At 71.5% G+C, this 25,196-nt stretch carries 18 protein-coding genes; 5 read left to right on the top strand and 13 right to left on the bottom strand.

Features of this window, described 5'->3' with window-relative positions:
• Nucleotides 1-59: 59 nt before the first annotated feature.
• On the bottom strand, nucleotides 60-2,939 hold the full coding sequence (locus ACGFYN_RS00480; protein WP_393863482.1) for a peroxidase family protein: 2,880 nt from the start codon (nucleotides 2,937-2,939) through the stop codon (nucleotides 60-62).
• Nucleotides 2,940-3,259: 320 nt separating this feature from the next.
• Here ACGFYN_RS00480 and ACGFYN_RS00475 point away from each other — a divergent pair, with 320 nt between their 5' ends.
• Nucleotides 3,260-4,537 (top strand): lipase family protein, encoded by a 1,278-nt coding sequence (locus ACGFYN_RS00475; RefSeq protein WP_393863481.1) that lies wholly within the window; start codon nucleotides 3,260-3,262, stop codon nucleotides 4,535-4,537.
• 15 nt (nucleotides 4,538-4,552) lie between these two features.
• On the opposite strand, the gene ACGFYN_RS00470 is transcribed toward ACGFYN_RS00475, so the two are convergent.
• From ACGFYN_RS00470 to tkt, 7 genes are read right to left on the bottom strand one after another with little or no spacing between them, the layout of a single operon-like run.
• Nucleotides 4,553-5,140, bottom strand: a complete 588-nt coding sequence (locus ACGFYN_RS00470) for a histidine phosphatase family protein (protein WP_393863480.1) — start codon at nucleotides 5,138-5,140, stop codon at nucleotides 4,553-4,555.
• A 7-nt stretch (nucleotides 5,141-5,147) separates the two neighbouring features.
• Entirely contained in the window at nucleotides 5,148-6,023 is an 876-nt protein-coding gene (gene gnd / locus ACGFYN_RS00465) for a phosphogluconate dehydrogenase (NAD(+)-dependent, decarboxylating) (protein WP_393864134.1), read from the bottom strand.
• A gap of 10 nt (nucleotides 6,024-6,033) precedes the next feature.
• Nucleotides 6,034-7,698, bottom strand: coding sequence for a glucose-6-phosphate isomerase (pgi, locus tag ACGFYN_RS00460; protein ID WP_393863479.1), 1,665 nt, complete (start codon nucleotides 7,696-7,698; stop codon nucleotides 6,034-6,036).
• Nucleotide 7,699: 1 nt separating this feature from the next.
• Nucleotides 7,700-8,629 (bottom strand): glucose-6-phosphate dehydrogenase assembly protein OpcA, encoded by a 930-nt coding sequence (gene opcA, locus ACGFYN_RS00455; RefSeq protein WP_393863478.1) that lies wholly within the window; start codon nucleotides 8,627-8,629, stop codon nucleotides 7,700-7,702.
• Complete coding sequence (gene zwf / locus ACGFYN_RS00450) at nucleotides 8,626-10,179, bottom strand: glucose-6-phosphate dehydrogenase (protein ID WP_393863477.1); 1,554 nt, start codon at nucleotides 10,177-10,179, stop codon at nucleotides 8,626-8,628. Before zwf ends, opcA begins: the two co-directional genes overlap by 4 nt.
• Nucleotides 10,176-11,348, bottom strand: coding sequence for a transaldolase (tal, locus tag ACGFYN_RS00445; RefSeq protein ID WP_393863476.1), 1,173 nt, complete (start codon nucleotides 11,346-11,348; stop codon nucleotides 10,176-10,178). Before tal ends, zwf begins: the two co-directional genes overlap by 4 nt.
• A gap of 19 nt (nucleotides 11,349-11,367) precedes the next feature.
• Nucleotides 11,368-13,443 carry a transketolase gene (gene tkt / locus ACGFYN_RS00440; protein ID WP_393863475.1) on the bottom strand — a complete coding sequence of 692 codons (2,076 nt, stop codon included), beginning with the start codon at nucleotides 13,441-13,443 and terminating at the stop codon, nucleotides 11,368-11,370.
• A gap of 146 nt (nucleotides 13,444-13,589) precedes the next feature.
• Between tkt and ACGFYN_RS00435 the strand changes: the two genes are divergently transcribed.
• Entirely contained in the window at nucleotides 13,590-14,495 is a 906-nt protein-coding gene (locus tag ACGFYN_RS00435) for a helix-turn-helix domain-containing protein (RefSeq protein ID WP_393863474.1), read from the top strand.
• A 66-nt stretch (nucleotides 14,496-14,561) separates the two neighbouring features.
• Here ACGFYN_RS00435 and ACGFYN_RS00430 read toward each other — a convergent pair whose 3' ends face one another.
• A complete protein-coding gene (locus tag ACGFYN_RS00430; RefSeq protein WP_393863473.1) occupies nucleotides 14,562-15,974 on the bottom strand; it encodes a glycoside hydrolase family 16 protein in 1,413 nt (470 codons plus the stop codon).
• A gap of 173 nt (nucleotides 15,975-16,147) precedes the next feature.
• Nucleotides 16,148-17,197, bottom strand: a complete 1,050-nt coding sequence (locus ACGFYN_RS00425; protein WP_393864133.1) for an Ig-like domain-containing protein — start codon at nucleotides 17,195-17,197, stop codon at nucleotides 16,148-16,150.
• Here ACGFYN_RS00425 and ACGFYN_RS00420 point away from each other — a divergent pair.
• Nucleotides 17,100-17,450 carry a hypothetical protein gene (locus ACGFYN_RS00420; RefSeq protein WP_393864155.1) on the top strand — a complete coding sequence of 117 codons (351 nt, stop codon included), beginning with the start codon at nucleotides 17,100-17,102 and terminating at the stop codon, nucleotides 17,448-17,450. The two genes, ACGFYN_RS00425 and ACGFYN_RS00420, sit on opposite strands and share 98 nt — an antisense overlap.
• A 214-nt stretch (nucleotides 17,451-17,664) precedes the next feature.
• Nucleotides 17,665-20,337: an FAD/NAD(P)-binding protein gene (locus tag ACGFYN_RS00415; RefSeq protein ID WP_393863472.1), complete on the top strand. Its 2,673-nt coding sequence runs from the start codon at nucleotides 17,665-17,667 to the stop codon at nucleotides 20,335-20,337.
• An 80-nt stretch (nucleotides 20,338-20,417) separates the two neighbouring features.
• Here ACGFYN_RS00415 and ACGFYN_RS00410 read toward each other — a convergent pair whose 3' ends face one another.
• Entirely contained in the window at nucleotides 20,418-22,520 is a 2,103-nt protein-coding gene (locus ACGFYN_RS00410) for an MMPL family transporter (protein WP_393863471.1), read from the bottom strand.
• A 224-nt stretch (nucleotides 22,521-22,744) separates the two neighbouring features.
• On the opposite strand from ACGFYN_RS00410, the gene ACGFYN_RS00405 reads away from it, so the two are divergent.
• Complete coding sequence (locus tag ACGFYN_RS00405; RefSeq protein ID WP_393863470.1) at nucleotides 22,745-23,152, top strand: VOC family protein; 408 nt, start codon at nucleotides 22,745-22,747, stop codon at nucleotides 23,150-23,152.
• Here the strand turns inward: ACGFYN_RS00405 and ACGFYN_RS00400 are convergent.
• Together ACGFYN_RS00400 and ACGFYN_RS00395 are read right to left on the bottom strand one after the other, a co-directional pair.
• Entirely contained in the window at nucleotides 23,149-23,817 is a 669-nt protein-coding gene (locus tag ACGFYN_RS00400; protein ID WP_393863469.1) for a response regulator, read from the bottom strand. The two genes, ACGFYN_RS00405 and ACGFYN_RS00400, sit on opposite strands and share 4 nt — an antisense overlap.
• Entirely contained in the window at nucleotides 23,814-24,998 is a 1,185-nt protein-coding gene (locus ACGFYN_RS00395) for a sensor histidine kinase (protein WP_393863468.1), read from the bottom strand. The genes ACGFYN_RS00400 and ACGFYN_RS00395 overlap by 4 nt, the downstream gene beginning before the upstream one ends.
• Nucleotides 24,999-25,196 lie beyond the last annotated feature (198 nt).

Here is a 25,196-nt window from a genome sequence, read left to right as displayed (position 1 = left end):
CCCACAACTCCGCGTGCCGCCGGTGCGTTTCGCCAGCCCCGGGTGTTTGTCGGGCGTGGTTATTCACGCCCCCCGTCGACGCCCTCGTCGCCCGTCGGCCGCACGGTGCGCCACGGTGCGAACGCGCTCGCCCCGCGCGGCAGCAGCGCCGCCAGCTCCGGGCAGTGCCGCAGGATCACCGAGTTCATGCCGCCCCGCTCCACCCAGTCGATGCCCAGCGGCGTGTACACCTCGGGCCGGTAGTCGACGTTGAGGAAGCGGTCGGACTGCAGGCGGCGGCTCGCCATCAGGATGAAGATGCGGAACGCCGTGTCGCTGAAGCCGAACCCGGAGGGCGGGTTCTCCCCGAACAGGCCCACCACGGTGTCGATCTCGTCGACCGAGCGGTAGACGTCCTTGAGCCGGGCGAGCGTCTCCGCGTTCTCGGTCAGCTCCTCGAAGGAGCGGATGCGCTCCTTGTGCAGGCCCGCGCGGAAGTCGTTGTAGCGCGGCACACCGCGCCGCCGCGTCCGTGCGAGGTCCACCACCGACATGTCGATGATCTCCCCGTCCCGCTCGAAGCGCTGGAGTGCGCGCGGGTAGTTGTGCAGGGTGATGGCGCCCGGGTGGGCGATGCCGAACGAGTACAGGGTGTTCGTCAGGCCCGTCTTGCGGATCTGCGTCTGCGCCGCGCCGCCCTGGATGTCCATGAATCCCACCGTCTCCAGGCGCTGCCCGAAGTGGTGCTCGCGCAGCTCGAAGTCGTCGGGGATCAGCGGGTGCATGCGGTAGACGGTGACGAAGTCCTCGGTGAGCGAGTACGGCGCCGTGTGGTGGTCGGGAAGGGTCTTCGGGATGCCCGTCAGCGAGTGCGCCTCGAACAGCCACAGGCCCAGCTGGTTGAGCCACTTCTTCGGCGGGCCCTGCCAGTTGGTCTTCAGCGCGATGTCGATCGCCTCGGTGGCGAGGATCGCCGGCGTCCACTCCACCGTGTGGATCTTGGCGATCAGGGCCGAGACGACGAGACGCGCCGTGTGGTAGATCCGCTCCTCGCTCATCGTGGGGTACTGGTCGCGCAGCGCCTCGCACACCGCGTTGTGCTCGCGGGCGAACAGGGTGTGCATGCAGCTCAGGCCCATCCACCAGCTCTCGTTGAAGCCGGTCAGCGGGACGTGGCCGTTGCCGCCGCCGGGCAGATGGCCGTCCTCCAGACGCAGTTCGGCACGTCCGTCGGCCTCGCGCAGGAAGCGGGAGGTCTGCTCGTCCTCGCCGTACACCTCGGAGCCGTCCCACCAGTGCGAGGCGGTGTTGCCGAACAGGATCGGCGGGCGGCCGGGCACCTCGATGCCCTCGTTCTCGGCGAACCGCATCACGTTCTCGTCGGGCCCGCCGGGCGTGTTGTGCCACGGCCCGCTGCCGGGCGGCAGCGGCACCTCGACGCTGCGCTCGCCGGGCTTGTGGCGGCGGTGGTTGACCCAGTCGTGCACCTGGAACTGGATCCAGGCCGCGGCCAGCACGTTGAGCGAGGTCGCGGGCACGAAGCTCTCGCGGTACAGGAGCCGGCGGCTGACGGTGACCGGGTTGGGGGTGTCGAAGAGGTCGGGCCGGTAGTCCGGCTCGAGGTTGCGGCCGAAGGCGGCGCCGACCGCCCCCATCTTCGGCGCCGACAGATCGTTGTACGTCCCGTCGTAGGACCGCTCGCCGCGCAGCCGTTCGGGGATCGGTGCCGGGACCTGCTGCGCCTTCGGCGGCGCCTCGCGCTGCTCGGTGTCGATCAGGTTGAGCCGGCGCAGCACCTTGCGCAGGAACACCAGGTTCAGCAGGCTCAGCTGCAACGGCAGCCGGTGCCAGGGCACATACCGGTTCAGCAGGGCGAAGCCCGCTTCCATCGGGCGGCCCAGGACGCGGTTGCGCAGGGGTTCCTCGGTGACGAACCGCAGCCCCAGCCGGTGGGCGCTCGCGGCCTGGTAGGCGGCCTTTCGGGCCCGGTTGATGTTGCCGAGCGGGCGGAAGTCGTCCGTGGTGTACCAGGGGTTGAAGGCGAGGTCCTCGACGCGGCCGGCGGCCGCGCGGGCCTCGGCGGTGGTCAGGTCCTGGCTGGACAGGGTGAGCCGGGCGATCGCGATCGCGGGCGAGACGGCGTCCTTCCATTCCACCGAGGCATCCTCGACCGGGGTGCGCCGCTCGTCCACGAACCGCTGCACGCACAGGTCGTAGCTGACGTCTCCCTGAGCCAGCCGGCGCGCGAACTCGCGGCGCAGGGCGTCCGGGTCGCGGGGGTCGGGCGCGGCCGCGGAGGGGGTGCCGGGCGCGGGCCGGAACAGGAACCGGACGGGTCCCGCCTCGCCCCACAGGATCGCGCCGCGACTCCAGAAGGTCTCGTTGGCAAAGGAGCTGACGGTGTGCCGGGTGGCCGCCCGGACGTTGCGGCGCATCCGGTTCGCGGTGCCGAGACCCACCGCCAGCGGCAGCTTCACCAGCAGCCCGAACGCCTTCCGCACGGGGCCGCGGGCCCCCGCCATGGCCTTGGCGAAGGCCACGAACTCCCGTGCGTCACGGGCGTGGGAGACCGGATGGCCGGTCGCCAGCAGGTCGTGGCTCTCCTCCTGCGACACCTGCACCCGTACGGCCGCACCGCGCAGGTCGGGCGAGCCGTCGCCCTGCCGGATGCCGCTCGCGTTGGACAGCCGCACCACCGCCGGATACTCGGCGCCCGGCTGGGCGAAGCCGACGCGCAGCGCCGCGGGGAGGTCGTCGTGGAAGCGCAGCCGGGCGTTCTCCACGGCCACCGGTGCCTTGGCGTGGAAGGTCCGGGCGATGCCGCCGCCCCCGGCCCGCGCGTTCTTGACCTGCACCTTCATCAACTCGGCGGCCAGCTGCTCGAACACCAGCCGTTCCGCCTCGGGACTGCCTCCCGCGTACCGCTCGTACCGCGGTTCTTGCTGCCCGGTCTCGGCCATCGGTCTTTCCTCACGTACGGATACGTACGGGACAGGGCCCTGCACGCTACCGGCGGCCGGGGGGACTGACAGCGATGGTTCGCGCCGTTGTGCGCCATCTTGCGCACGATGCGAACAATTGGGTGACGTTTGGCATTTGAGCCGGTCAGCCGGGCGGGTGCGGCGGGGGTGACGGCCCGTGGCCGCACCGCACGCGCCTCCGTTTCCCAGCAACCCCATCCGCCGCCCCCGCCGTGGCCGGGGAACGACTCCCACTTGGTTGACGGCCCACGGGGCCGGTGGTGTGCTCACCACCCGCACCATCCCGGGGGAGGTCCCACATGCGGGACGAATACGTCAAAGGGCCCGCCTACAGCGCGCTGCGCCCGTGCAAACCGGAGACCGATCCGAGCAGTTTCCCTGTCTACCCCGACCTGGTGGAACGGCTCGTGGAGGACAAGCACCAGCCCGATCCGGAGGGAATCCTCCCGCACGTCCTGGCGACCTGCTCGGCCTACTCGTACGCCGGGTTCGAGCAGCACAGCGACCCGGACACCGTCGCCATGATCATGACGCGGCTGGGCCTGGAGGAGAACGAGGTCCGGGTCTTCGAGCAGCGCGTGGACGCCATGTACATCGCGTCCGCCGCCTATCTGATCCTCGACAAGGACCGCCGGGTCGCGATCCTCTGCTACCGCGGCACCCAGCCCGAGGACATCATCAGCATCCTCACCGACGCCGACGTACGCCCGGAGATGCTCGCGGTCGAACTGGAGGGCCGCCGCTACGAGGTGCACGCCGGCTTCTACCGCAACGTGCGCGCCACCCGGCCTCTGGTCGTCGAGGCCCTGGAGCGGGCCGTGCGCGGCGAGTCCCTGAATCCCGCGGAGGAGGGCACCCGCGGGGACGGCCTGGAGGCCCTCTACATCACCGGGCACAGCCTCGGCGCGGCGATGGCCGCGATCATGGCGGTCACGCTCGTCCACGAGCCCCGCTACCGGCACATCGCCGAGCGGCTCAAGGGCGTCTACACCTTCGGCCAGCCGATGGTCGGCGGCCCCGACCTGGCCCGCGCCTGCGAGGAGACGCCCGGCCCGCGCGGCACCTGTCTGCTGCGCGACCGGCTGCTGCGCTACATCTTCGACCGGGACGTCGTGCCCGCCCTGCCGCCCCGGCCGGTCGGCCCCTACGCCCCCTTCGGCCGCGAGTTCCACTACCGAAGGCGGCACGGTCCCGTCGACGCGACGCTCACCTTCGCCGCCGACTCGGCGATCGAGGCCCTGACCCTGCCGAGCGACGTGCTGCGCACCGTCGCCGACCGGGACTGGGGCGGACTGATGCTCCGGGTCACGGAAGGGGTACGCCGGTCGGTACGGCCCCTGCTGCGCGGCGGCGCGAACGTCGGCTGGACAGAGATCGACGAACCGGGCCTGAACTACCCGCAGATGGACAGCCTCGCGGGCCTCGCCGTCGTGGCGCCGCTGGCGTTCTTCGCCACCCGCCTGGCGCTGACCCGCACCATCCCCTTCAAGTACTCCTTCGACGACCACGGCCCGGGCCACTACGTCAACGCGCTTGCCCCACCGGGGGTGTCGAGCGAGTTCGGAGACGTGCTGTAGCCCGGGCCGGTACCGCTAGGGCCGGGTGTTCCATTCGGCGATCACCGGGCGGTCGTGCTCGGTCGACAGCCGGCTGACGGTGCCCGTCGCGAGCTGGAAGAGCCGGCCGTCCGCCGGTGCGAGCCCCAGCCGACGGGCCGTCAGAACCCGTAGGAAATGGGCGTGGGCCACGAGAATCACATCGCCGTCCGGGAGGGCGGCGTCCACCCGGGACAGCACCCGGTCGGCACGCTGCCCGATCTGCTCGGGCGACTCGCCGAGGTGGCCTTCGGGACCGGGCGGTACGCCGTCGGTCCACAGGTCCCAGCCGGGTCGGGTGCGGTGGATGTCGACGGTGGTGACGCCTTCGTAGGCGCCGTAGTCCCACTCGTGCAGGTCGGGTTCGACCGACGCCCCGGTGATGCCCGCGAGTTCGGCGGTGCGTATCGCGCGGCCGAGTGGGCTGGTCAGGGCGAGCGTGTAGGTCCGCCGCGAGAGGAGCGGAGCGAGGGACTTGGCCTGCCCCTCACCGTGCTCGGTGAGGGGCAGGTCGGTGAAGCTGGTGTGCTGTCCCGAGACGCTCCACTCCGTCTCGCCGTGGCGGACCAGGAGAAGGTCCCCCACGGCGGGCCTACTTCGACTCGACGGCGTGCCCGCCGAACTGGTTGCGCAGCGCGGCGATCATCTTCATCTGCGGCGAGTCGTCCTGGCGGGACGCGAACCGCGTGAAGAGGGAGGCCGTGATCGCGGGCAGCGGCACGGCGTGGTCGATGGCCGCCTCCACCGTCCAGCGGCCCTCGCCTGAGTCCTGCGCGAAGCCCTTGAGCTTGTCCAGGTGCTCGTCGTCGTCCAGGGCGTTGACCGCGAGGTCCAGCAGCCAGGAGCGGATGACGGTGCCCTGCTGCCAGGAGCGGAAGACCTCGCGGACGTTGTCCACGGAGTCCACCTTCTCCAGCAGCTCCCAGCCCTCGGCGTAGGCCTGCATCATGGCGTACTCGATGCCGTTGTGGACCATCTTGGAGAAGTGCCCGGCGCCCACCTTGCCGGCGTGGACATAGCCGTACGGGCCCTCCGGCTTGAGCGCCTCGAAGATCGGGTGGAGCCGCTCGACGTGCGCCTTGTCGCCGCCCACCATGAGCGCGTAGCCGTTCTCCAGGCCCCACACACCGCCGGAGACACCGGCGTCCACGAAGCCGATGCCCTTGGCGCCCAGCTCCGCGGCGTGCTTCTCGTCGTCCGTCCAGCGGGAGTTGCCGCCGTCGACGACGGTGTCGCCGGGGGACAGCAGCCCGCCCAGCTCGTCGACGACCGACTGGGTGGCGGCGCCGGCCGGGACCATCACCCAGATCACGCGCGGCGCCTCGAGCTTGCCGACCAGGTCGGCGAGGCTCTCCGCGTCGGACAGGTCGGGGTCGCGGTCGTAGCCGATGACGGTGTGGCCCGCGCGGCGGATGCGCTCGCGCATGTTGCCGCCCATCTTGCCGAGACCGATGAGACCCATTTGCATCGCAGTCATGTCAGTGCACTTCCTTGAGCTCGCGGTACGCGGCCACGAGAGCGGTGGTGGAGGGGTCGAGACCGGGGACGTCCGTGCCCTCGGTCAGGGCGGGCTCGACGCGCTTGGCGAGGACCTTGCCGAGCTCGACGCCCCACTGGTCGAAGGAGTCGATGTTCCAGACGGCGCCCTGCACGAACACCTTGTGCTCGTAGAGGGCGATCAGCTGGCCGAGGACCGACGGGGTCAGCTCGCGGGCCAGGATCGTGGTGGTGGGGTGGTTGCCCAGGAAGGTGCGGTGCGGCACCTGTGCCTCGGGCACGCCCTCCGCGCGCACCTCCTCGGCCGTCTTGCCGAAGGCCAGCGCCTGGCCCTGCGCGAACAGGTTGGCCATCAACAGGTCGTGCTGCGCCTTGAGATCGTCGCTCAGCTCGGCCGCCGGACGCGCGAAGCCGATCAGGTCGGCGGGGATCAGCCGGGTGCCCTGGTGGATCAACTGGTAGTACGCATGCTGGCCGTTGGTGCCGGGCGTGCCCCACACCACCGGGCCGGTCGCCCAGCCCACCACCTGGCCGTCGCGGTCCACCGACTTGCCGTTGGACTCCATGTCCAGCTGCTGGAGATAGGCGGTGAACTTGGACAGGTAGTGGCTGTAGGGCAGCACGGCATGGGACTCGGCGTCGAAGAAGTTGCCGTACCAGATGCCCAACAGCCCCATGATCAGCGGGGCGTTGGCCCCGGCGGGTGCGTTCCGGAAGTGCTCGTCGACGATGCGGAAGCCGTCCAGCATCTCGCGGAAGCGGTCCGGGCCGATGGCGATCATCAGCGACAGGCCGATCGCCGAGTCGTAGGAGTAGCGCCCGCCGACCCAGTCCCAGAACTCGAACATGTTGTCCGGGTCGATGCCGAACTCGGTCACCTTCTCCGCGTTGGTCGACAGCGCCACGAAGTGCCTGGCGACCGCCTTCTCCTCGCCGCCGAGCCCGGCGAGCAGCCAGGAGCGGGCCGACGTGGCGTTGGTGATGGTCTCGATGGTGGTGAAGGTCTTGGAGGCGACGATGAAGAGCGTCTCCTCCGGGTCCAGGTCGCGTACCGCCTCGTGCAGGTCGGAGCCGTCGACGTTGGAGACGAAGCGGAACGTCAACTCCCGTGCCGTGAAGGTGCGCAGGGCCTCGTACGCCATCGCGGGACCGAGGTCGGAGCCGCCGATGCCGATGTTGACGACGTTCCTGATGCGCTTGCCGGTGTGACCGGTCCAGGCGCCGGAGCGGACGCGGCCGGCGAAGTCGCTCATCTTGTCCAGGACGGCGTGCACCTGGGGCACGACGTTCTCGCCGTCGACCTCGATCACTGCGTCCCGGGGCGCCCGCAGTGCGGTGTGCAGCACGGCGCGGTCCTCGGTGACGTTGATCCGCTCGCCGCGGAACATGGCGTCACGCAGCCCGAACACGCCGGTGGCGGCGGCCAGTTCCTGGAGCAGGGCGAGGGTGTCGTCGTTGATCAGGTGCTTGGAGTAGTCGATGCGCAGGTCGCCGACGCGCACCACGTACCGCTCGGCGCGGGCGGCGTCCGCCGCGAACAGCTCACGCAGCCGCGGGCGTTGCAGGGCCTGCGCGCGGTGGTCCTCCAGAGCGGCCCACTCGGGGCGCCGGGTGAGCCTGGGGGAGTCGGCCGAAGAGTCGGGCATGTCAGACGGTCTCCTTGGTGGCTGCCTCGCCCCGCAGGGCGACGGCGTACATCTCGTCGGCGTCGAGGCGGCGCAGTTCCTCGGCGATGAGCTCGGACATGGTGCGGACCTTCAGCGCGAGGGTGCGCGGCGGCTGGTCCGGCAGGGTCAGCGTGGCCAGCGGGCCCTCGGGACGGTCGATGACGATGTCGCCTCCGGCGGTGCCGAGGCGGACGGCGGTGACGACCGGGCCCTCGGTGACCACGCGGTCGATCTTCACGTTCAGCCGGGCCTCCAGCCAGCGCGCCAGCAGCTCGGCGGCCGGGTTCTCGGCCTCGGCCTCGACGGCGCCCGAGACGATCTTCGTGCGGGCCTGGTCCAGGGCCGCGGCCAGCATCGAGCGCCACGGCGTCAGCCGGGTCCAGGCGAGATCGGTGTCACCGGGCGCGTAGGAGCGGGCCCGCTGCTCCAGTGCGGCCAGCGGGTCCCCGACGGCGTACAGGTCGGTGATCCGGCGCTGGGCGAGGGCGCCGAGCGGGTCCTTGGCGGGCACCTCGGGCGCGTCCACCGGCCACCACACGACGACCGGCGCGTCCGGCAGCAGCAGGGGCAGGACGACCGAGTCGGCGTGGTCGGACACCTCGCCGTAGGTGCGCAGCACGACCGTCTCGCCGGTGCCGGCGTCGGAGCCCACCCGCACCTCGGCGTCCAGCTTGGAGGCGACGCGGTCGCGCGGGGTGCGGGCCTGCCGCCTGATGACGACCAGGGTGCGCGAGGGGTGCTCGTGCGAGGCCTCCTCGGCGGCCTTGATCGAGTCGTAGGCGTTCTCCTCGTCCGTGACGATCACCATCGTCAGGACCATGCCCACAGCGGGTGTGCCGATGGCGCGGCGCCCCTGCACCAGCGCCTTGTTGATCTTGCTTGCCGTGGTGTCGGTGAGGTCGATCTTCATGGCCTGCGCCAGCTCCGTCCGTCTCGTGCGAGCATCTCGTCGGCTTCCTCGGGTCCCCAGGAACCCGATGCGTACTGCGCGGGCCTGCCGTGGTCCGCCCAGTACTTCTCGATCGGGTCGAGAATCTTCCAGGACTCTTCCACTTCCTGGTGACGGGGGAACAGGTTGGCGTCGCCGAGCAGCACGTCCAGGATGAGTCGCTCGTACGCCTCCGGGCTGGACTCGGTGAAGGACTCGCCGTAGGCGAAGTCCATCGTGACGTCCCGGATCTCCATCGAGGTGCCCGGCACCTTGGAGCCGAAGCGGACCGTCATGCCCTCGTCGGGCTGGACGCGGATGACGATCGCGTTCTCGCCGAGCTCCTCGGTGGCGGTGGAGTCGAAGGGGGAGTGCGGCGCCCGCTTGAAGACGACGGCGATCTCCGTGACCCGGCGGCCCAGGCGCTTGCCGGTGCGCAGGTAGAAGGGGATGCCCGCCCACCGCCGGTTGTCGATCCCGACCTTGACGGCCGCGTAGGTGTCGGTCTTCGACTTGGGGTCGATGCCCTCCTCCTGGAGGTACCCGGCCACCTTCGCGCCGCCCTGCCAGCCCTCGGCGTACTGCGCGAGCACCGTGCTCCTGCCCAGGTCGTCGGGGAGCCGCACCGACTTCAGCACCTTGAGCTTCTCGGTGAGCAGCGCATCGGCGTCGAAGGCGATGGGCTCCTCCATCGCGGTCAGCGCCATCAGCTGGAGCAGGTGGTTCTGGATGACGTCGCGGGCGGCGCCGATGCCGTCGTAGTAGCCGGCCCGGCCGCCGATGCCGATGTCCTCGGCCATGGTGATCTGCACGTGGTCGACGTACGACCGGTTCCAGATGGGCTCGTACATCTGGTTGGCGAAGCGCAGCGCCAGGATGTTCTGGACGGTCTCCTTGCCCAGGTAGTGGTCGATACGGAAGACCTCTTCCGGTTCGAACACGTCGTGCAGGAGCGCGTTCAGCTTCCGGGCGCTCGTCAGGTCGTGCCCGAAGGGCTTCTCGATGACCGCCCGCCGCCAGGCCTCCCCCGGGGCCTTGGCCAGTCCGTGCTTCTTCAGCTGCTGGACGACCTTCGGGAAGAACTTCGGCGGTACGGAGAGGTAGAAGGCGTAGTTGCCGTTGGTGCCGCGCGCCTTGTCGAGCTCGTCGACGGTGCTGCGCAGCAGCTCGAACGCGGTGTCGTCGTCGAAGTCGCCCGGGATGAACCGCATGCCCTCGGCGAGCTGCTGCCAGACCTCCTCTCGGAACTCGGTCCGGGAGTGCTCGCGCACCGCGTCGTGCACGACCTCCGCGAAGTCCTGGTCCTCCCAGTCCCGGCGGGCGAAGCCGACGAGCGAGAAGCCCGGCGGCAGCAGGCCGCGGTTGGCGAGGTCGTAGACGGCCGGCATCAGCTTCTTGCGGGACAGGTCACCGGTGACGCCGAAGATGACGAGACCGGACGGGCCCGCGATACGGGGCAGCCGCCGGTCGCGCTCGTCGCGCAGCGGATTGGTCCAGTCGAGATCCGCTTCTGCTACAGCCTGTTCGGTCATTCTGCGTCGACCCCCTTGCGGTCCAGGGACTTCGTCACGGTGTTCAGCAGGTCCTGCCAGGCCGCCTCGAACTTGGCGACGCCCTCGTCCTCGAGCTGCTGGACGACCTCGTCGTAGGAGATGCCGAGCGCCTCGACGGCGGCCAGGTCCGCGCGGGCCCGGTCGTAGCCGCCGGTCACCGTGTCCCCGGTGATGCCGCCGTGGTCGGCGGTGGCGTTCAGCGTGCCCTCCGGCATCGTGTTGACGGTGCCGGGCGCGACGAGCTCGTCGACGTACAGGGTGTCCTTGTACGCCGGGTCCTTCACACCGGTGGAGGCCCACAGCGGGCGCTGCGCGTTGGCCTGCGCGCCGGCGAGGGCGGTCCAGCGCGCCGACGGCCGCGTCGGGCCGGCGACGGAGCCGAACACCTCTTCATAAGCCTCGTACGCGAGCCGGGCGTTCGCCAGCGCGGCCCTGCCCTTGAGGGCGAGCGCCTCGTCGGTGCCCAGCACGGTCAGGCGTTTGTCGGTCTCGGCGTCGACGCGGGAGACGAAGAAGGAGGCGACGGAGTGGACGGTGGCCAGGTCCAGGCCCCTGGCCTGTGCCTTCTCCAGGCCGGCCAGGTAGGCGTCGATGACCTCGCGGTAGCGCTCCAGCGAGAAGATCAGCGTGACGTTGACGCTGATGCCGAGGCCGACGACCTCGGTGATCGCCGGGAGGCCGGCCTTCGTCGCCGGGATCTTGATCATGACGTTGGGGCGGTCGACCAGCCACGCGAGCTGCTTGGCCTCGGCGACGGTGGCCCTGGTGTTGTGCGCGAGGCGCGGGTCGACCTCGATGGAGACCCGGCCGTCTCGGCCGCCCGTCGCGTCGTACACGGGCCGCAGGATGTCGGCGGCGGCGCGCACGTCGGCGGTGGTCATCATCCGTACGGCCTCGTCGACGGTGACGCCCCGCGCCGCGAGGTCGGCGAGCTGCTCCTCGTAGCCCTCGCCGGAGCCGATGGCGGCCTGGAAGATGGACGGGTTGGTGGTCACGCCCACCACGTTCTTGTTCTCGACGAGTTCGGCGAGGTTCCCCGACTCGATCCGCCTGCGTGAGAGGTCGTCCAGCCAGATGGAGACGCCTTCGCCGCTGAGGCGCTCGAGCGCTCCCACCGCGGTCGCGGTTGCTTCGGTCACAGTGATCATCTTCTTTCTGGCGATCGGATCAACCGCGGGTGGCGGCGAGGGATTCCCGGGCCGCGGCGGCGACGTTCTGGGGGGTGAAGCCGAACTCGGCGAACAGGGTCTTGGCATCGGCGGATGCGCCGAAGTGCTCGAGGGAGACGATGCGTCCTGCGTCACCCGTGAAGCGGTACCACGTCAGGCCGATGCCCGCCTCGACCGCAACGCGGGCCTTCACCGACGGCGGAAGGACGCTCTCGCGGTACTCGCGCGGCTGCTCCTCGAACCACTCCACGGACGGCATCGACACCACGCGCGTGCCGGTGCCCTCGGCCTCCAACTGCTCGCGTGCGGCGACGGCGAGCTGGACCTCGGAACCGGTGGCGATCAGGATCACGTCCGGCGTCGCGGTCGAGGACTCCTTGAGGACGTAACCGCCCTTGGCCGCATCGGGGTTGGGGGCGTAGGCGGGCACGCCCTGACGGGTGAGCGCGAGGCCGTGCGGGGCCGGCTTGGTGGAGTGCCGCCGGAGGATCTCCGCCCAGGCGATCGTCGTCTCGTTGGCGTCGGCCGGGCGGACCACGTTCAACCCCGGGATGGCGCGCAGGGAGGCCAGGTGCTCGACCGGCTGGTGGGTCGGGCCGTCCTCGCCGAGACCGATCGAGTCGTGCGTCCAGACGTACGTCACCGGCAGCTGCATCAGGGCCGCCATGCGGACGGCGTTGCGCATGTAGTCGGAGAACACCAGGAAGGTGCCGCCGTAGATGCGGGTGTTGCCGTGCAGGGCGATGCCGTTCATCTCCGCGGCCATCGAGAACTCGCGGATGCCGAAGTGGACGGTGCGGCCGTACGGGTCGGCCTCCGGCAGCGGATTGCCCTCCGGCAGGAACGACGAGGTCTTGTCGATGGTGGTGTTGTTGGAGCCGGCCAGGTCGGCGGAGCCGCCCCACAGTTCGGGCAGGACCCCGCCGAGCGCCTGCAGCACCTTGCCGGACGCGGCACGCGTGGCGACGGCCTTGCCCTCCTCGAAGACCGGCAGGGCGTCCTGCCAGCCCTCCGGCAGCCGCCCGGCCACGACGCGGTCGAACAGCTCGGCCCGCTCCGGGTCGGCGCCGCGCCACTTGTCGATCTGCTTGTCCCAGGCGGCGTGCGCCTCGGCGCCGCGGTCGAGGGCCTCGCGGGCGTGGGCCAGGACGTCGGCGTCGACCTGGAAGGACTGCTCGGGGTCGAAGCCGAGGACGCGCTTGGTGGCGGCGATCTCGTCGGCGCCGAGCGCCGAGCCGTGGGAGGCCTCGGTGTTCTGCGCGTTGGGTGCGGGCCAGGCGATGATCGTGCGCATCGCGATGATCGAGGGGCGTCCGGTCTCGGCCTGCGCGGCCTTCAGCGCCGCGTGCAGCGCGGGCACGTCGACGTCGCCGTTCTCCGCCGGCTCGACGCGCTGGGCGTGCCAGCCGTAGGCCTCGTAGCGCCCCAGGACGTCCTCGGAGAACGCGGTCGCGGTGTCGCCCTCGATGGAGATGTGGTTGTCGTCGTAGAGGAAGACCAGGTTGCCCAGCTTCTGGTGGCCTGCCATCGAGGAGGCCTCGGCGGAGACGCCCTCCTCCAGGTCGCCGTCGGAGACGATCGCCCAGACGGTGTGGTCGAAGGGGGAGGTGCCCTCGGGGGCCTCGGGGTCGAACAGGCCGCGCTCGTAGCGTGCGGCCATCGCCATGCCGACGGCGTTGGCGACGCCCTGGCCGAGCGGTCCGGTGGTGGTCTCCACACCGGCGGTGTGCCCGTACTCGGGGTGTCCGGGCGTCTTCGAACCGTGCGTCCGGAAGGCCTTCAGATCGTCCAGGCCGACCTCGTAGCCCGCCAGGAACAGCTGGGTGTAGAGGGTGAGCGAGGTGTGGCCGGGGGAGAGAACGAAACGATCCCGGCCGGTCCACTCAGGGTCCGCGGGATCGTGACGCATCATCTTCTGAAAGATCGTGTACGCGGCCGGGGCCAGGCTCATCGCGGTGCCCGGATGGCCGTTGCCCACCTTCTGCACCGCGTCGGCCGCCAGCAGGCGGGCAGTGTCGACCGCGCGCCGGTCGAGTTCGGTCCATTCGAACGTGTCCGGTGTCTGCGAGCTCATCTTCAAGAAGTCCTCGATCGAAGCGGTTCTACTGCTCGGATGCCTTCAAACCTAAAAGTCTGACTTTTGAGCCGGAAGGTCGCTGTGTGTCAGCCTGTGGTGAAAGTGGGACACCGGCGGCGCGACCTAGGCGGCACGAGACGGACATGGCGGGCAGAACCATCCAAGGCGGGGGCGATGACGGCGTGGTGGACGGCATCCGAACGTTCCCTTTCCCGGTCGAGCTGAGCGTGGGCGGAGTCGGCATGCAGGTCGGCCCGATGGAGGCGGGCCGCACCTGGCATGCCCAGGCACCGCTGGAGCGCGTGCACCGCATCGACTTCCATGTCGTGATGCTCTTCGACGGCGGCCCGGTCCGCCACATGATCGACTTCGCCGAGCACGAGGCGTCCGCCGGCGACCTGCTGTGGATCCGTCCGGGCCAGGTGCACCGCTTCTCGCGGACGAGCGAGTACCGCGGAACCGTGCTGACCATGCAGCCCGGCTTCCTGCCGCGCGCCACGGTGGAGGCGACCGGCCTCTATCACTACGACCAGGCGCCGCTGCTGCGCCCCGACGCGCCCCGGCTCGCCGCCCTGCGCGCCTGTCTCGCCCAGCTGCAACGCGAGTACGAGGACACCGAGACGCTGCCGCTGAGTCTGCACACGGCGGTGCTGCGGCACTCCCTGACCGCTTTCCTGCTGCGCCTGGCCCACCTGGCGGCCAGCTCGGCGGAGGCGGCACGTGGCCAGGCAGACACCACCTTCACCCTCTTCCGGGACGCCGTGGAGCGGAACTTCGCCACCAACCACAGCGTCAGCGCCTACGCCGACTCCCTCGGCTACTCCCGCCGCACCCTCGTGCGCGCCGTCCGCGCCGCCACCGGCGAGACACCCAAGGGCTTCATCGACAAGCGGGTCGTGCTGGAGGCGAAACGGCTGCTGGCCCACACGGACATGCCGATCGGCCGGATCGGCGCGGCGATCGGCTTCCCCGACGCCGCGAACTTCTCGAAGTTCTTCCAGCAGCACACGGAGCAGACACCGGCGGCGTTCCGGGCGGAGCTGCGGTAGGTCCGGTGGACCGGCATGCGTGATGCCCCGCGAGGAGATCCGCGCGGGGCATCGTCAAGTGCCGGGTCAGTGGCCGAAGTCGAACCAGTTCAGGTTCACGAAGTCGGCCGGCTGGCCGCTGGTGAAGGTGAGATACACGTCGTGCGTGCCGGTCACCGAGCTCATGTTGGCCGGGACGGTTCTCCACGACTGCCAGCCGCCGGTGCCGGACAGCGCGAAACTGCCGATCGGTGCGTTGCTGCGGCTGTCCAGACGCACCTCGACCAGACCGCTGACGCCGGCCGCAGCGCCGCTCGCCACCCGCGCGTTGAACTGGGTGGCCGCGGTGGAGCCGAAGTTGACGCCCTTGTAGAGGGCCCAGTCGCCGTTGGCGAGGTAGCCCATGTCCTGTCCGCCGCCGCTGTCCGTGGTGCTCTCGGTGGTGACGCCGGACTGGCTGTCGTAGGACTCGGCCTGGATGGGGCTGTAGGCGTCACGGTTGCCGCTGGGCGGTGGGGTGGTGCCACCGCCGTCGCCACCGCCGGACGAGGACGAGAGGACCTGGACGTAGTCCACGACCATCGGGTGGCCGGACTCCGTGGCGCTGGTCGGGCCGCCGCCGAAGGCGTCCGGGAAGCCGCCGCCCATCGCCACGTTAAGGATCACGAAGAACCCGTGGTTGGTGGCGTTGGCCCAGGTCGTCGCGTCCATCTGACCGGCCGTCACGGTGTGGTAGTTGACGCCGTCGACGTAGAAGCGGATCGCCTCGGGGCTGACCGAGCGGTCCCACTCCATGCTGTAGGTGTGGAAGCCGGACTGGCAGGTGCTGCCCGGACAGGCGACCGAGTTGCCGATGCCCGTCGTCTCGTTGCAGGGTCCGCCCGGGTTGGTGCCGCAGTGCATGGTCGCCCAGACCTTGTTCATGCCCTGGACGTTCTCCATGATGTCCAGCTCGCCGACGCTCGGCCAGTTCTGGTAGTTGCCGCGGTAGGGCGCGCCCAGCGCCCAGAACGCCGGCCAGTAGCCCGCCGCCGCGTTGCCCGTGACGTCGGGCATCTGGATCCGGGCCTCGACGCGCAGCTTGCCGCCCGCCGGGGGCTGGAAGTCGGTGCGGTTGGTCTCGATACGGCCGGAGGTCCAGTGGCCGGAGGAGTCGCGCACCGGGGTGATGCGCAGGTTGCCGTTGCCGTCGAGCGCGACGTTGCTGGTGCTGTTGGTCATCGTCTCGACCTCGCCGGTGCCCCAGTTGGCGGCGCCACCGGGATACGAAGTCCCGGTGTCGTACTGCCAGTTGGAGGTGCTGACGCCGGTTCCGGCCGAGCCGTTGAAGTCGTCGAGGAAGACCTGGTTCCAGCCCGACGTGGGAGTCGGGGCGGAGGCGCTGGCGGACTGGGTGGTGATGGTGGCGGCGGCCGCCACCAGACCGAGGGTGCCGACAGCGGCGACGAGTGCCCGCCGCAGCGGGCGCCGTCTGTGATGCGTGCCGGAGGTGTCACTCATGCGGGGGTGCCTCCCGGGGACGGAGTGAGATGCGCATGGAAGCCATGTACGTGAGTGTCTGAGAGCGCTCTCAGAATGGCCCCAATGTGCTCCCGGGTACTCCGGTCGTCAAGAGTTGAAGCAGGCAAAGTCTTTCTGCGGAAGGCGAGTTCACCCCATGAACGGCATATGTGCTAAAGAGCGCTGCCCGACTTCCACTCCGCCCACGACAGGTTCCAGCCGTTGAGCCCGTTGTCCGGTTCTACGGTGCGCTCGCCCGAGTTCTTGACGACGACGACGTCGCCGAGCATCGAGCTGCTGTAGAACTTGTAGCCCGCCACCGAACTGTCGCCCGCGCCCTTGGCGTCGTGCAGGCCCACGCAGCCGTGGCTGGTGTTCCGGTGGCCGAACACCGCTGTGGACGCCCAGTAGTTGCCGTGCACGAAGGTGCCCGAGGTGGTCAGGCGCTGGGCGTGCGGGACGTCGGAGATGTCGTACTCGTCGCCGAGTCCGACCGTCGAGGACTCCATGCGGGTCTGCTTGAACCGCTCGCTGATCACCATGATCCCGGACCAGGTGGTGTGGTCGGAGTCGCCGCCGGAGACCGGGTAGGTGGCGTACGTCGCCCCGTCCCGCTTCACCACCATCTCCTTGGTGGCGAGATCGACCGTGCTGATCTGCTCGCGGCCGATGTGGAAGGTGACGTCCTTGGACTGGGTGCCGTAGACGCCGTCCGCGCCCTCGACGTCCTTCAGCCGCAGGCTGAGGGTGATCTCCGTGCCGGCCGCCCAGTACGTCTCGGGGCGGAAGTCGAGCCGGGTGTCGCTGAACCAGTGGCCGACCACCTCCACGGCCGGCTCGGCGGTGACGGTGACGGCCTTCTGGACGGCGGCCCGGTCCTTGACGGCGTGCGTGAAGTTGACCGACACGGGCATGCCGACGCCGGACGTGGAGTCCGCCTCGGGCGTGAAGTAGCCGACGAAGGTCTCGCCGGGCGACTTGGTGGTGAAGCTCGCCGTCTGCGCCGAGGCGCCCTCGGGGGTGGCCGAGACCGTGTACTTCGTGCCCGAGTACGGGTTTTCGGCCGAAGTCCACCTGGTCCTCGCCGCGTTGAGGGAACCGGCCAGGGTCGAGCCGTCGTTTCCGGTGACCTTCACCGAGGCGAGCGTACCGTCGGTCACGGTCACCTCGACGGGGCTGGAGAACCCGGCCTTCCTGGTGCCGTCCGCGGGCGTGACCGAGATCGTGGGCCTCTTCGCCGCGGCCTTCGTGGTCGTCTTCGCCGCCCCTTCCGAGGCGTCCGCCGAAGCGCTGCACCCGCTCAGTACGGCGGCGGCCGGCGCGACGCCGAGCACCGTCAGCAGCCCGCGCCGGGACCACTTCCGCGACGACTGCTCGGACCGGTTCGATATGTGCGCAGCGCCCACGGCAGGCCTTCCTGAGATGTCCACCTTTTCCTGGTGCATCCTGCGCCGCGTAACTTTGTTGATCCTTTGAATTCACGGGCCGATTCCTGAGATTCCTGTGAGGAACCGTGCGGAGAAAGCCTGAAAGCACGGTTGTCCATGCCTCGGGGTTTGTGAACAGAGTATGAACGGCCCGACCGGGGCCCTGAGTATCCGATGAGTTCCACGGCCTGGCATGGCTTCCCCACCTCCCGGTCGGAACAGTTCGAGAGCGAGAGCGACCGACCACCGCACGGAGGTACCACGTGACCGAAGTCCGCGAGCCGCACACCGTGGCCGTCGTAGGAGCGGGCGCGGCAGGCACGCTGACCGCGATCCAGCTCTGCGAGACGGCGACGCGCCGCCGGACACCGCTCGACCTGCTCCTCGTGGACCCGTGCCCGGAGGCGGGCCGCGGCACCGCGTACGGCACACGCGACCCGCGCCACCGCCTCAACGTGCCCGCGGGCGGCATGAGTGGCTACCCGGACGACCCCGGCCACTTCACCCGCTGGCTGTGCCGGCACGGCGAACCGTCCGTAGGCGGCGCCGACTTCGCCACCCGCTACCGCTACGGCGCCTACCTCGCCGACACCCTCGCGCAGGCCATCGTCCGCGCCCAGGGGACGGTCTCGGTACGGCGGCTGCGCACCCGCGCCGAGCGCTGCACCGACGACTCCGGCGGCCGGGTCGACCTCCACCTCGCCGACGGGTCAAGGCTGACCGCCGACAGCGCGGTCCTGGCCACCGGTCCCGCGGCCCCCACCGCCGGCTGGGCGCCGCCCGCCCTGCGCGGCTCGGCCCGCTTCGTCGCCGCGCCCTGGAGCACCGGCGCCCTGGACGGCCCGGGCTCCGGCACCGCCGACGTCCTCCTCGTCGGCACCGGCCTGACCGCCGTCGACCTCGCGCTCACCCTCGACCGCCCCGGGCGCACGGTCCACGCCCTCTCCCGCAGCGGCCTGCTGCCGCAGCCGCACGCGCTCACCCCGGCCGGCCCGATGCCGGCGCCGGACGGCCTCGACGACACGTCCCTCAGCCGCCTGCGCCGGGCCGTCTACCGCCACATCAGCCGCTCCGTGCGTACCCACGGCGACTGGCGCCCCGCCCTCGACAGCCTGCGCCCGCACACCGCACGGCTGTGGCACAGCCTCACCCCCACGGAGCGCGCAGAGTTCGTCGCCCGCGAGGGCGCCCTGTGGAACACGCACCGACACCGCATGCCTCCCGCCACCGCCGAGTCGCTCTCCCGGGCCCGTACAGCCCGCCGGCTCGCCGTCCACACCGGCGCCGTGACCGACGCGGTCGAGCACGAGGGCCGACTCGCGATCACGCTCTCCGACGGCCGTACGCTGCACGTCGGTTGGGTGATCGACTGCACCGGACCTGGCCGCCGCTTCGACGACCCGCTGTGGCGCTCCCTGTTCGCGTCGGGTGCCGCGGTCACCGGCCCGCTCGGCATGGGTGTGGCCACCCGCGACGGCCGGCTGCTGGACGCCGAAGGGCGCGCCGACCGCGCGCTGTTCACGCTGGGCGCCCCGCGCCGCGGCGAGCTGTGGGAGACGACGGCGATCCCCGAGATCCGCGTGCAAGCGGCCGAGCTGGCAGAGCAGTTGCTCGCCCCGCTAACCTCCGCCACGCGCCGCCCCTCCCGCCGACCGGTCGACGGGCACGGCCTCGCCCTGAGCACGCACGCCGAGGCGGCCGCCGCCTACCGCGGCGGCCTCGACCGGGTCCTCAAGGTCCGCGCCGGGGCCGAGGACGCCTTCGCCCGCGCGGTCGCCCTCGACCCCGGGTTCGCCCTCGGCCATGCGGCGCTCGCACTGCTCGGGCACGAGAGCGGGGCCGCCGTGGACGTACCGCGGACCCTCGCGGAGGCCCGGCGCAGCGCCCGCGAGCGGGCCGACGAACGGGAGCGCTCCTTCGTGGACGTGGTGACCCGCCGGATCCACGGCGAGGAGGGGGACACCGCTCTCGTACGGCACCTCGAAGCGCACCCCGGCGACGCGCTCGCACTCGCCGCCGCCGTGCCCACGATCGCCTTCTCGGGCGTCACGGACCTCGACGACGAGCATGCGCTGCGGCTGGTGGAGCGGACGTCGCCCGCGCACGACGGCCACTGGTTCCACACCTCGCTGCTGGCGTTCCTGCGCCAGGGGCAGGGCCGGCTGCACGAGGCCGGTGAACTCGCCCGCCGCGCCCTGGCCGCCGAACCCGCCTCAGGGCACGCCGTGCACGCGCTCGCACATGTCCACTACGAGTCCGGGGCGCACGAGGCGGGGCGCGACTGGCTGGACGGATGGGTGGCCGGGCAGGGCCGCGGCGCGGTCCACCGGGCCCACTTCTCCTGGCACATCGCCCTGCACGAACTCGCCCTGGACGACCCGGCGGCGGTGCGCAGGCGCTGGTTCGCCCAGCTCGCACCCGGCCGGGTGGTGACCGGGGTACGGGCCCTGGTCGACTCCGGCTCCCTGCTGTGGCGGGCCCGGCTCAGCGACAGCTGGCAGGGCGAACTGCCCACCGGGGACCTGCTGGAGACGGTCGAGCGGGACGTCCTGGAGCGCCCGGCGACCGCCTTCACCGCCCTGCACGCCGCCGTCGCCCTGACCGCCGCGGGCGACCTCCCGGCCCTGCACCGGCTGCGCGACCACGCCCTCGGCGCCGACGAGGTGCAGCGCGAGGTCATCGCCCCGCTCTGCGAGGCCTTCGCCGCACTCGTCGAGGAACGCTTCCCCGAGGCGGCCCGCGGCCTCGACGCCCTCCTCCCGGTCCTGCGCCGCGTCGGCGGCAGCGCGGCCCAACGGGAGGTCGTCGAGGAGACCTTGCTCTACGCCCTCGTCTCGGCGGGCCGCTGCGAGGCCGCCCGCCGCCTGCTGGACGCCCGCCTGGAACGCAAGCACGCGCCGCGGGACCGGCGGCTGCGGGCGGGGCTGGTCGGCTGAGGCGGCCTGTGGACCGCCGGAAGAAACAGGTGACGTCCACGGCCCGGCCGCGGACGTCACCGAACCTCACACGTACGTCGTCACGCGTTCGTCGTCGCCCGCTCCCGTGGCGCCGGCTCCTCGCTCAGCCCGAATCGTTCGTGCGCCCGGCGGAGGGGTTTCGGTGACCACCAGGCGCGGCGGCCCAGGAGGGTCATCGTCGCCGGGACGAGCAGCATGCGTACGACGGTCGCGTCGATCAGCACCGCGAGGGTGAGGCCGAGGCCGATCTGGAGGATGGGGGAGAAGCCGCCCGTCATGAAGGCGCCGAAGACGACGGCGAGGAGGAGGGCGGCGCAGGTGACGACCCGGCCCGAGCGGCGCAGTCCGGTGACCACCGCCTCCTGGTGGTCGCCGGTCGCGAGCCATGCCTCGCGCATCCGGGCCAGGATGAACAGCTCGTAGTCCATGGCCAGTCCGAAGGCGATGGCGACGATCAGCGGGGGTGCCGTGAGGCTGAGCGCGCCCAGCCCCTCGGCGCCCAGCGCGCCGGCCAGATGGCCCTCCTGGAAGACCCACACCACCACGCCGAGGGCCGCGCCCAGGCTGAGCAGCGTGGTCACGATCGTGCGCAGCGGAATCAGCACCGACCCGGTGAAGGCGAAGAGCAGGACGAAGATGCCGGCCAGCACGGTCACGGCCGCCCAGGGTGCCCGCTCGGAGAGCATGGCGCGGAAGTCGACCAGGCGGGCGGCCGGGCCGGTCACCTGCACCGGCCGGTCGCCGCGCAGGCCGCGGACCTGTTCGACCAGGGCGGTGGCCCGTGCGCCGTCGACCCGGCCGGGCGGCTGAAGGTTCACGACCGTTGCGCCGCCCGGCAGTTCGCGGGTCTCGGCGCTCGGGGAGAGGGCGCGGATCCGGTCGGCGGTCGCGGTGTCGGTGCCGGGCCCGAGGAGGACGGTGACCGGTGAGACGCCGGTGCCGGCGGGGAAGTGCGCGTCGACGGTGTCGTACAACTGCCGTGCCTCGGTGCTCGTCGGGAGCTGCGTGGCGTCGCCGATCTCGATCTTCATGCCGGTGACGGGCAGGGCGAGGACGAGCAGGGCCGGTACGACGGTGACGAGTACGGCGACACGGCGGCGGGCCGCGAAGCGGGCGACGCGGGCGAAGAAGCGGCCCTCCTCGCCCTCCTGGCGTTCCTTCGCCGGGGCGATCTTCGCGCCGAACTTCACCAGCAGCGCCGGGAGAAGCGTCACCGCGGCCAGCATGTCGATGACGACGACCGCCGCCACGGCCAGCCCCATGCTCCGCAGGAACACGCTGGGGAAGACCAGCAGTCCGGTCAGGCTGACGGCCACCGTGAGCCCGGAGAACATGACGGTCCGGCCGGCCGCGGCGACCGTCCGGTGCACCGCCTCCACGACGTCCGAGGTGTGCCGGCGCTCCTCGCGGAAGCGGACCAGCATCAACAGGGCGTAGTCCACGGCCAGTCCGAGACCCAGCATGGTGGTCACCTGGATCGCGTAGACGGAGATGTCGGTGACCTGGCTGAAGCCGAACAGGGCCAGGAAGGCGCCCGCGACCCCGCTGGCCGCGATCACCAGCGGCAACGCGGCCGCGCGCAGTCCGCCGAACACGACCAGCAGCAGGGCCAGTACGACGGGCAGCGAGATCAACTCGGCGTTCTTGACGTCCTGCTGGGCCCGTTCACCGAGCTGCTTGCCCAGCAACGGGCCGCCGCTGACGTGGACCCGGGGTGCCTCGATCTGCTTGATGCGGTCGGTGGCCGCGTCCACGGCCCGTTCCTCGGCGTCGTCGCCGAGACCGCCCTTGAGCGTGACGGGGAGGATCAGCGCCCGCCCGTCCTCGGCGGTCAGGCCGCGCGTCGTGTACGGGTCCGGCACCGCGGCGACCCCGGCGATGCCGCGCACGTCCGCGACGGCCCGCTCGACCTGGCGGCGCAGCGCGGGGTCGGAGACCGCGACGCCCGCGACGACGCTGGTGATCGACTCACCCGTCGGGTCGGTGCGGTCCAGGTACTGGGCGGCGTGCTCCGACTCGGTGCCCGGCACCTCGGGCACGTTGTCGGAGAGCCGCGCGAAGACGCCCGTCCCCAGCCCGAAGCCGAGCAGCAGGAAGAGCACCCACAGAAGGATGACGGTCAGCGGGCGGCGGGTCGCGGCCCGGGCGAGGCTGGAGAGCACGGTCCCTCCCGAAGGGGCGATGAGCAGCGAGTGGTCTGTTCTCAACGCCCCCAGGCTCGTCCCGGCGGGGGTGGTACCGGATCGCCGGAGCGAGCGGTTTCGAGGCCTCGGCCGTACGAGGGAGTCCGGGGCCCTTCTCCCCCCTGAGAGGGAGAAGGCGGGAATCGCGCGGACCCTTGGCGCAGTTGACCGGGCAAGGTACCCGCGATTCCCGAGGAGCCCGTATGTCCGACGAACCGGCCGTCCGTGAACTCCGCCTGGTGGTCACGGCCGCCGACTACGACGAGGCGCTGCGCTTCTACCGCGACGTGCTGGGCCTGCCCGAGCGCGCCGCGTACTCCTCGCCCGGCGGGCGGGTCACCATCCTCGAGGCGGGCCGCGCCACGCTGGAGCTGACCGACCCGGGCCACGCCGCGTTCATCGACGACGTCGAGGTGGGGCACCGGGTGGCCGGGCACATCCGGATCGCCTTCGAGGTGGGCGACTCGGCGACCGCGACGGCGAAGCTGGCCGCCGCGGGCGCCGAGGTGCTCGCGGAGCCCAGGCGCACCCCCTGGAACTCGCTCAACTCCCGGCTGGAGGCGCCGGGCGCCCTGCAGCTCACCCTCTTCGAAGAGCTCGACACCCCCTAGGAGGCGCCCGGCGCCACCAGCCCCGTCTCGTACGCGCAGATCACCGCCTGCACCCGGTCCCTGAGTCCGAGCTTGCTCAGGACGTTGCTGACATGGGTCTTCACGGTGTGCTCGCTGACGAACAGGGTCGTCGCGATCTCGGCGTTGGACAGGCCGCGGGCCAGCATGCGCAGCGTCTCCACCTCGCGGGCGGTCAGCGCGTCCAGCCGCTGCGGGGTCACCTCGGCGGCGGCCTCCTCCCGGCGGCGCCGCACGATGTCCGCGACCAGCCGCCGGGTCACCGTGGGCGCGAGCAGGGAGTCGCCGGCCGCCACGACGCGCACGGCGTGCACGAGGTCGTCGCGGCGCACGTCCTTGAGCAGGAAGCCGCTGGCGCCCGCGTAGAGCGCCTCGTAGACGTACTCGTCCAGGTCGAACGTGGTCAGCATGACCACCTTGCATGCGGACTGCGCGCACACCCGCCGGGCCGCCTCCAGCCCGTCCATCACGGGCATGCGGATGTCGAGGAGCAGCACGTCGGGCGCGTGCCGCTGCACCGCCGCGACCGCCTCGGTGCCGTCGCCGGCCTCGGCGACCACCTCGATGTCCCGCTGCGCCTCCAGGATCATGCTGAAGCCGCTGCGGACCAGTTCCTGGTCGTCGGCGACGACCACCCGGATGCTCACCCCAGGGCCGCCTGCCGGCCGGCGGTGGCGGGCAGGCGTACGACGACGCGGAAGCCGCCGTCCGGCCCGCGCCCGGTCTCGGCGCTGCCGCCGCACACGGTGGCCCGCTCCCGGATGCCGATCAGGCCGTGCCCGCCGCCCGGTCCGGTCGGCCCACGCCCGTCGTCCGTCACGGTCAGGGTCAAGTGGTCCTCCGCCCAGTCGAGTTCGACGCTCGCGCGGGAAGCGTACGCGTGCTTGACCGTGTTGGTCAGGGCCTCCTGGGCCACGCGGTAGGCGGCGACCTCGGCGTCCGGCGGCATGGCGTACGGCTCGCCCTTGGTGCGCAACTCGACGCGCAGGCCGGTCGATTCGGCGACCTGGTGGACGAGGTCGGGCAGGCCCGCGATGCTGGGCTGCGGTGAAGTGCCGCTTCTCTGCTCCTCCTTGAGCACCCCGAGGATGCGCCGAAGCTGTGCCATGGCGTCCCGCCCGGCCGCGGCGATCGCCTCGAAGGAGGCCTCCGCGCGGTCCGGATCGCTGCGCACCACGACCGGCCCGGCCTCCGCCTGCACCACCATCAGGCTCACCGCGTGGGCGAGGACGTCGTGCATGTCGCGGGCGATACGGGCGCGTTCCTGCGCGAGGGCCCGCGCGGTGTCGGCGGCGCGCTCCCGTTCCAGGCGCCGGGCCCGGTCCTCGACCGCGGTGGTGTAGGCGCGCTGGACCCGGGCGAGCGTGCCGAGGCCGTACGCGCACAGCACGGTCAGCAGGTGGAAGGCGTACTCGAAGGGGTGGGCGTTCTCCTTGTGCTGCATGGTCAGGGTGGCGCCGACGAGCCAGCCCGCCAGCATCAGCCGCCGCTGCCAGACGGGGGAGCGGGCCGCCAGTGTGTAGAGGACGACCAGGCCGCCCCAGACCACGTCCGGCGGGGGCGCGTGGTAGACGGCCATGGCCGGTGTCGCGGCGGAGACGACCCACGCCGTCGCGAAGGGCCATCGCCGCCGCCACACCAGCGGCACGGCGGTCGCGGCCCCCAGCAGCCAGCCCTGCCGGCTCAAGGGGTCGTCCCCCTCGTCGGGGAACATCCACTGCAACGAGACCGCGAACAGCACGAGTGCGGCGAGCGCGGTGTCGACGGCGTACGGATTGGCCGTGCGCAGACGGGCGGCGGCCTGCGTGAACCAGGACTGCGGGGACATGGGCGGCTCCTCGGGGCAAGGGCAACTCCAGTATCACGAGGGCCGCGCGGGCCGGCCTCGCCGGTGAGAGGGATATCCGGGGCCGGTCGGCGGCGCGCAGCGAGCACCCCCGGTCTTGTCGCCCTTCACCTATCAGCGCTCACCTGCGGATCCGTGACCTCGCGGCTCCTGTCACCACGCACAAGGGACGCTCCGAGG

Origin of the sequence: Streptomyces sp. NPDC048419 (assembly GCF_043200415.1) — a bacterium.
Lineage (GTDB): Bacteria > Actinomycetota > Actinomycetes > Streptomycetales > Streptomycetaceae > Streptomyces.
The sequence above is the reverse complement of the archived record's forward strand: the minus strand, read 5'-3'. Positions and strand labels throughout refer to the sequence as shown.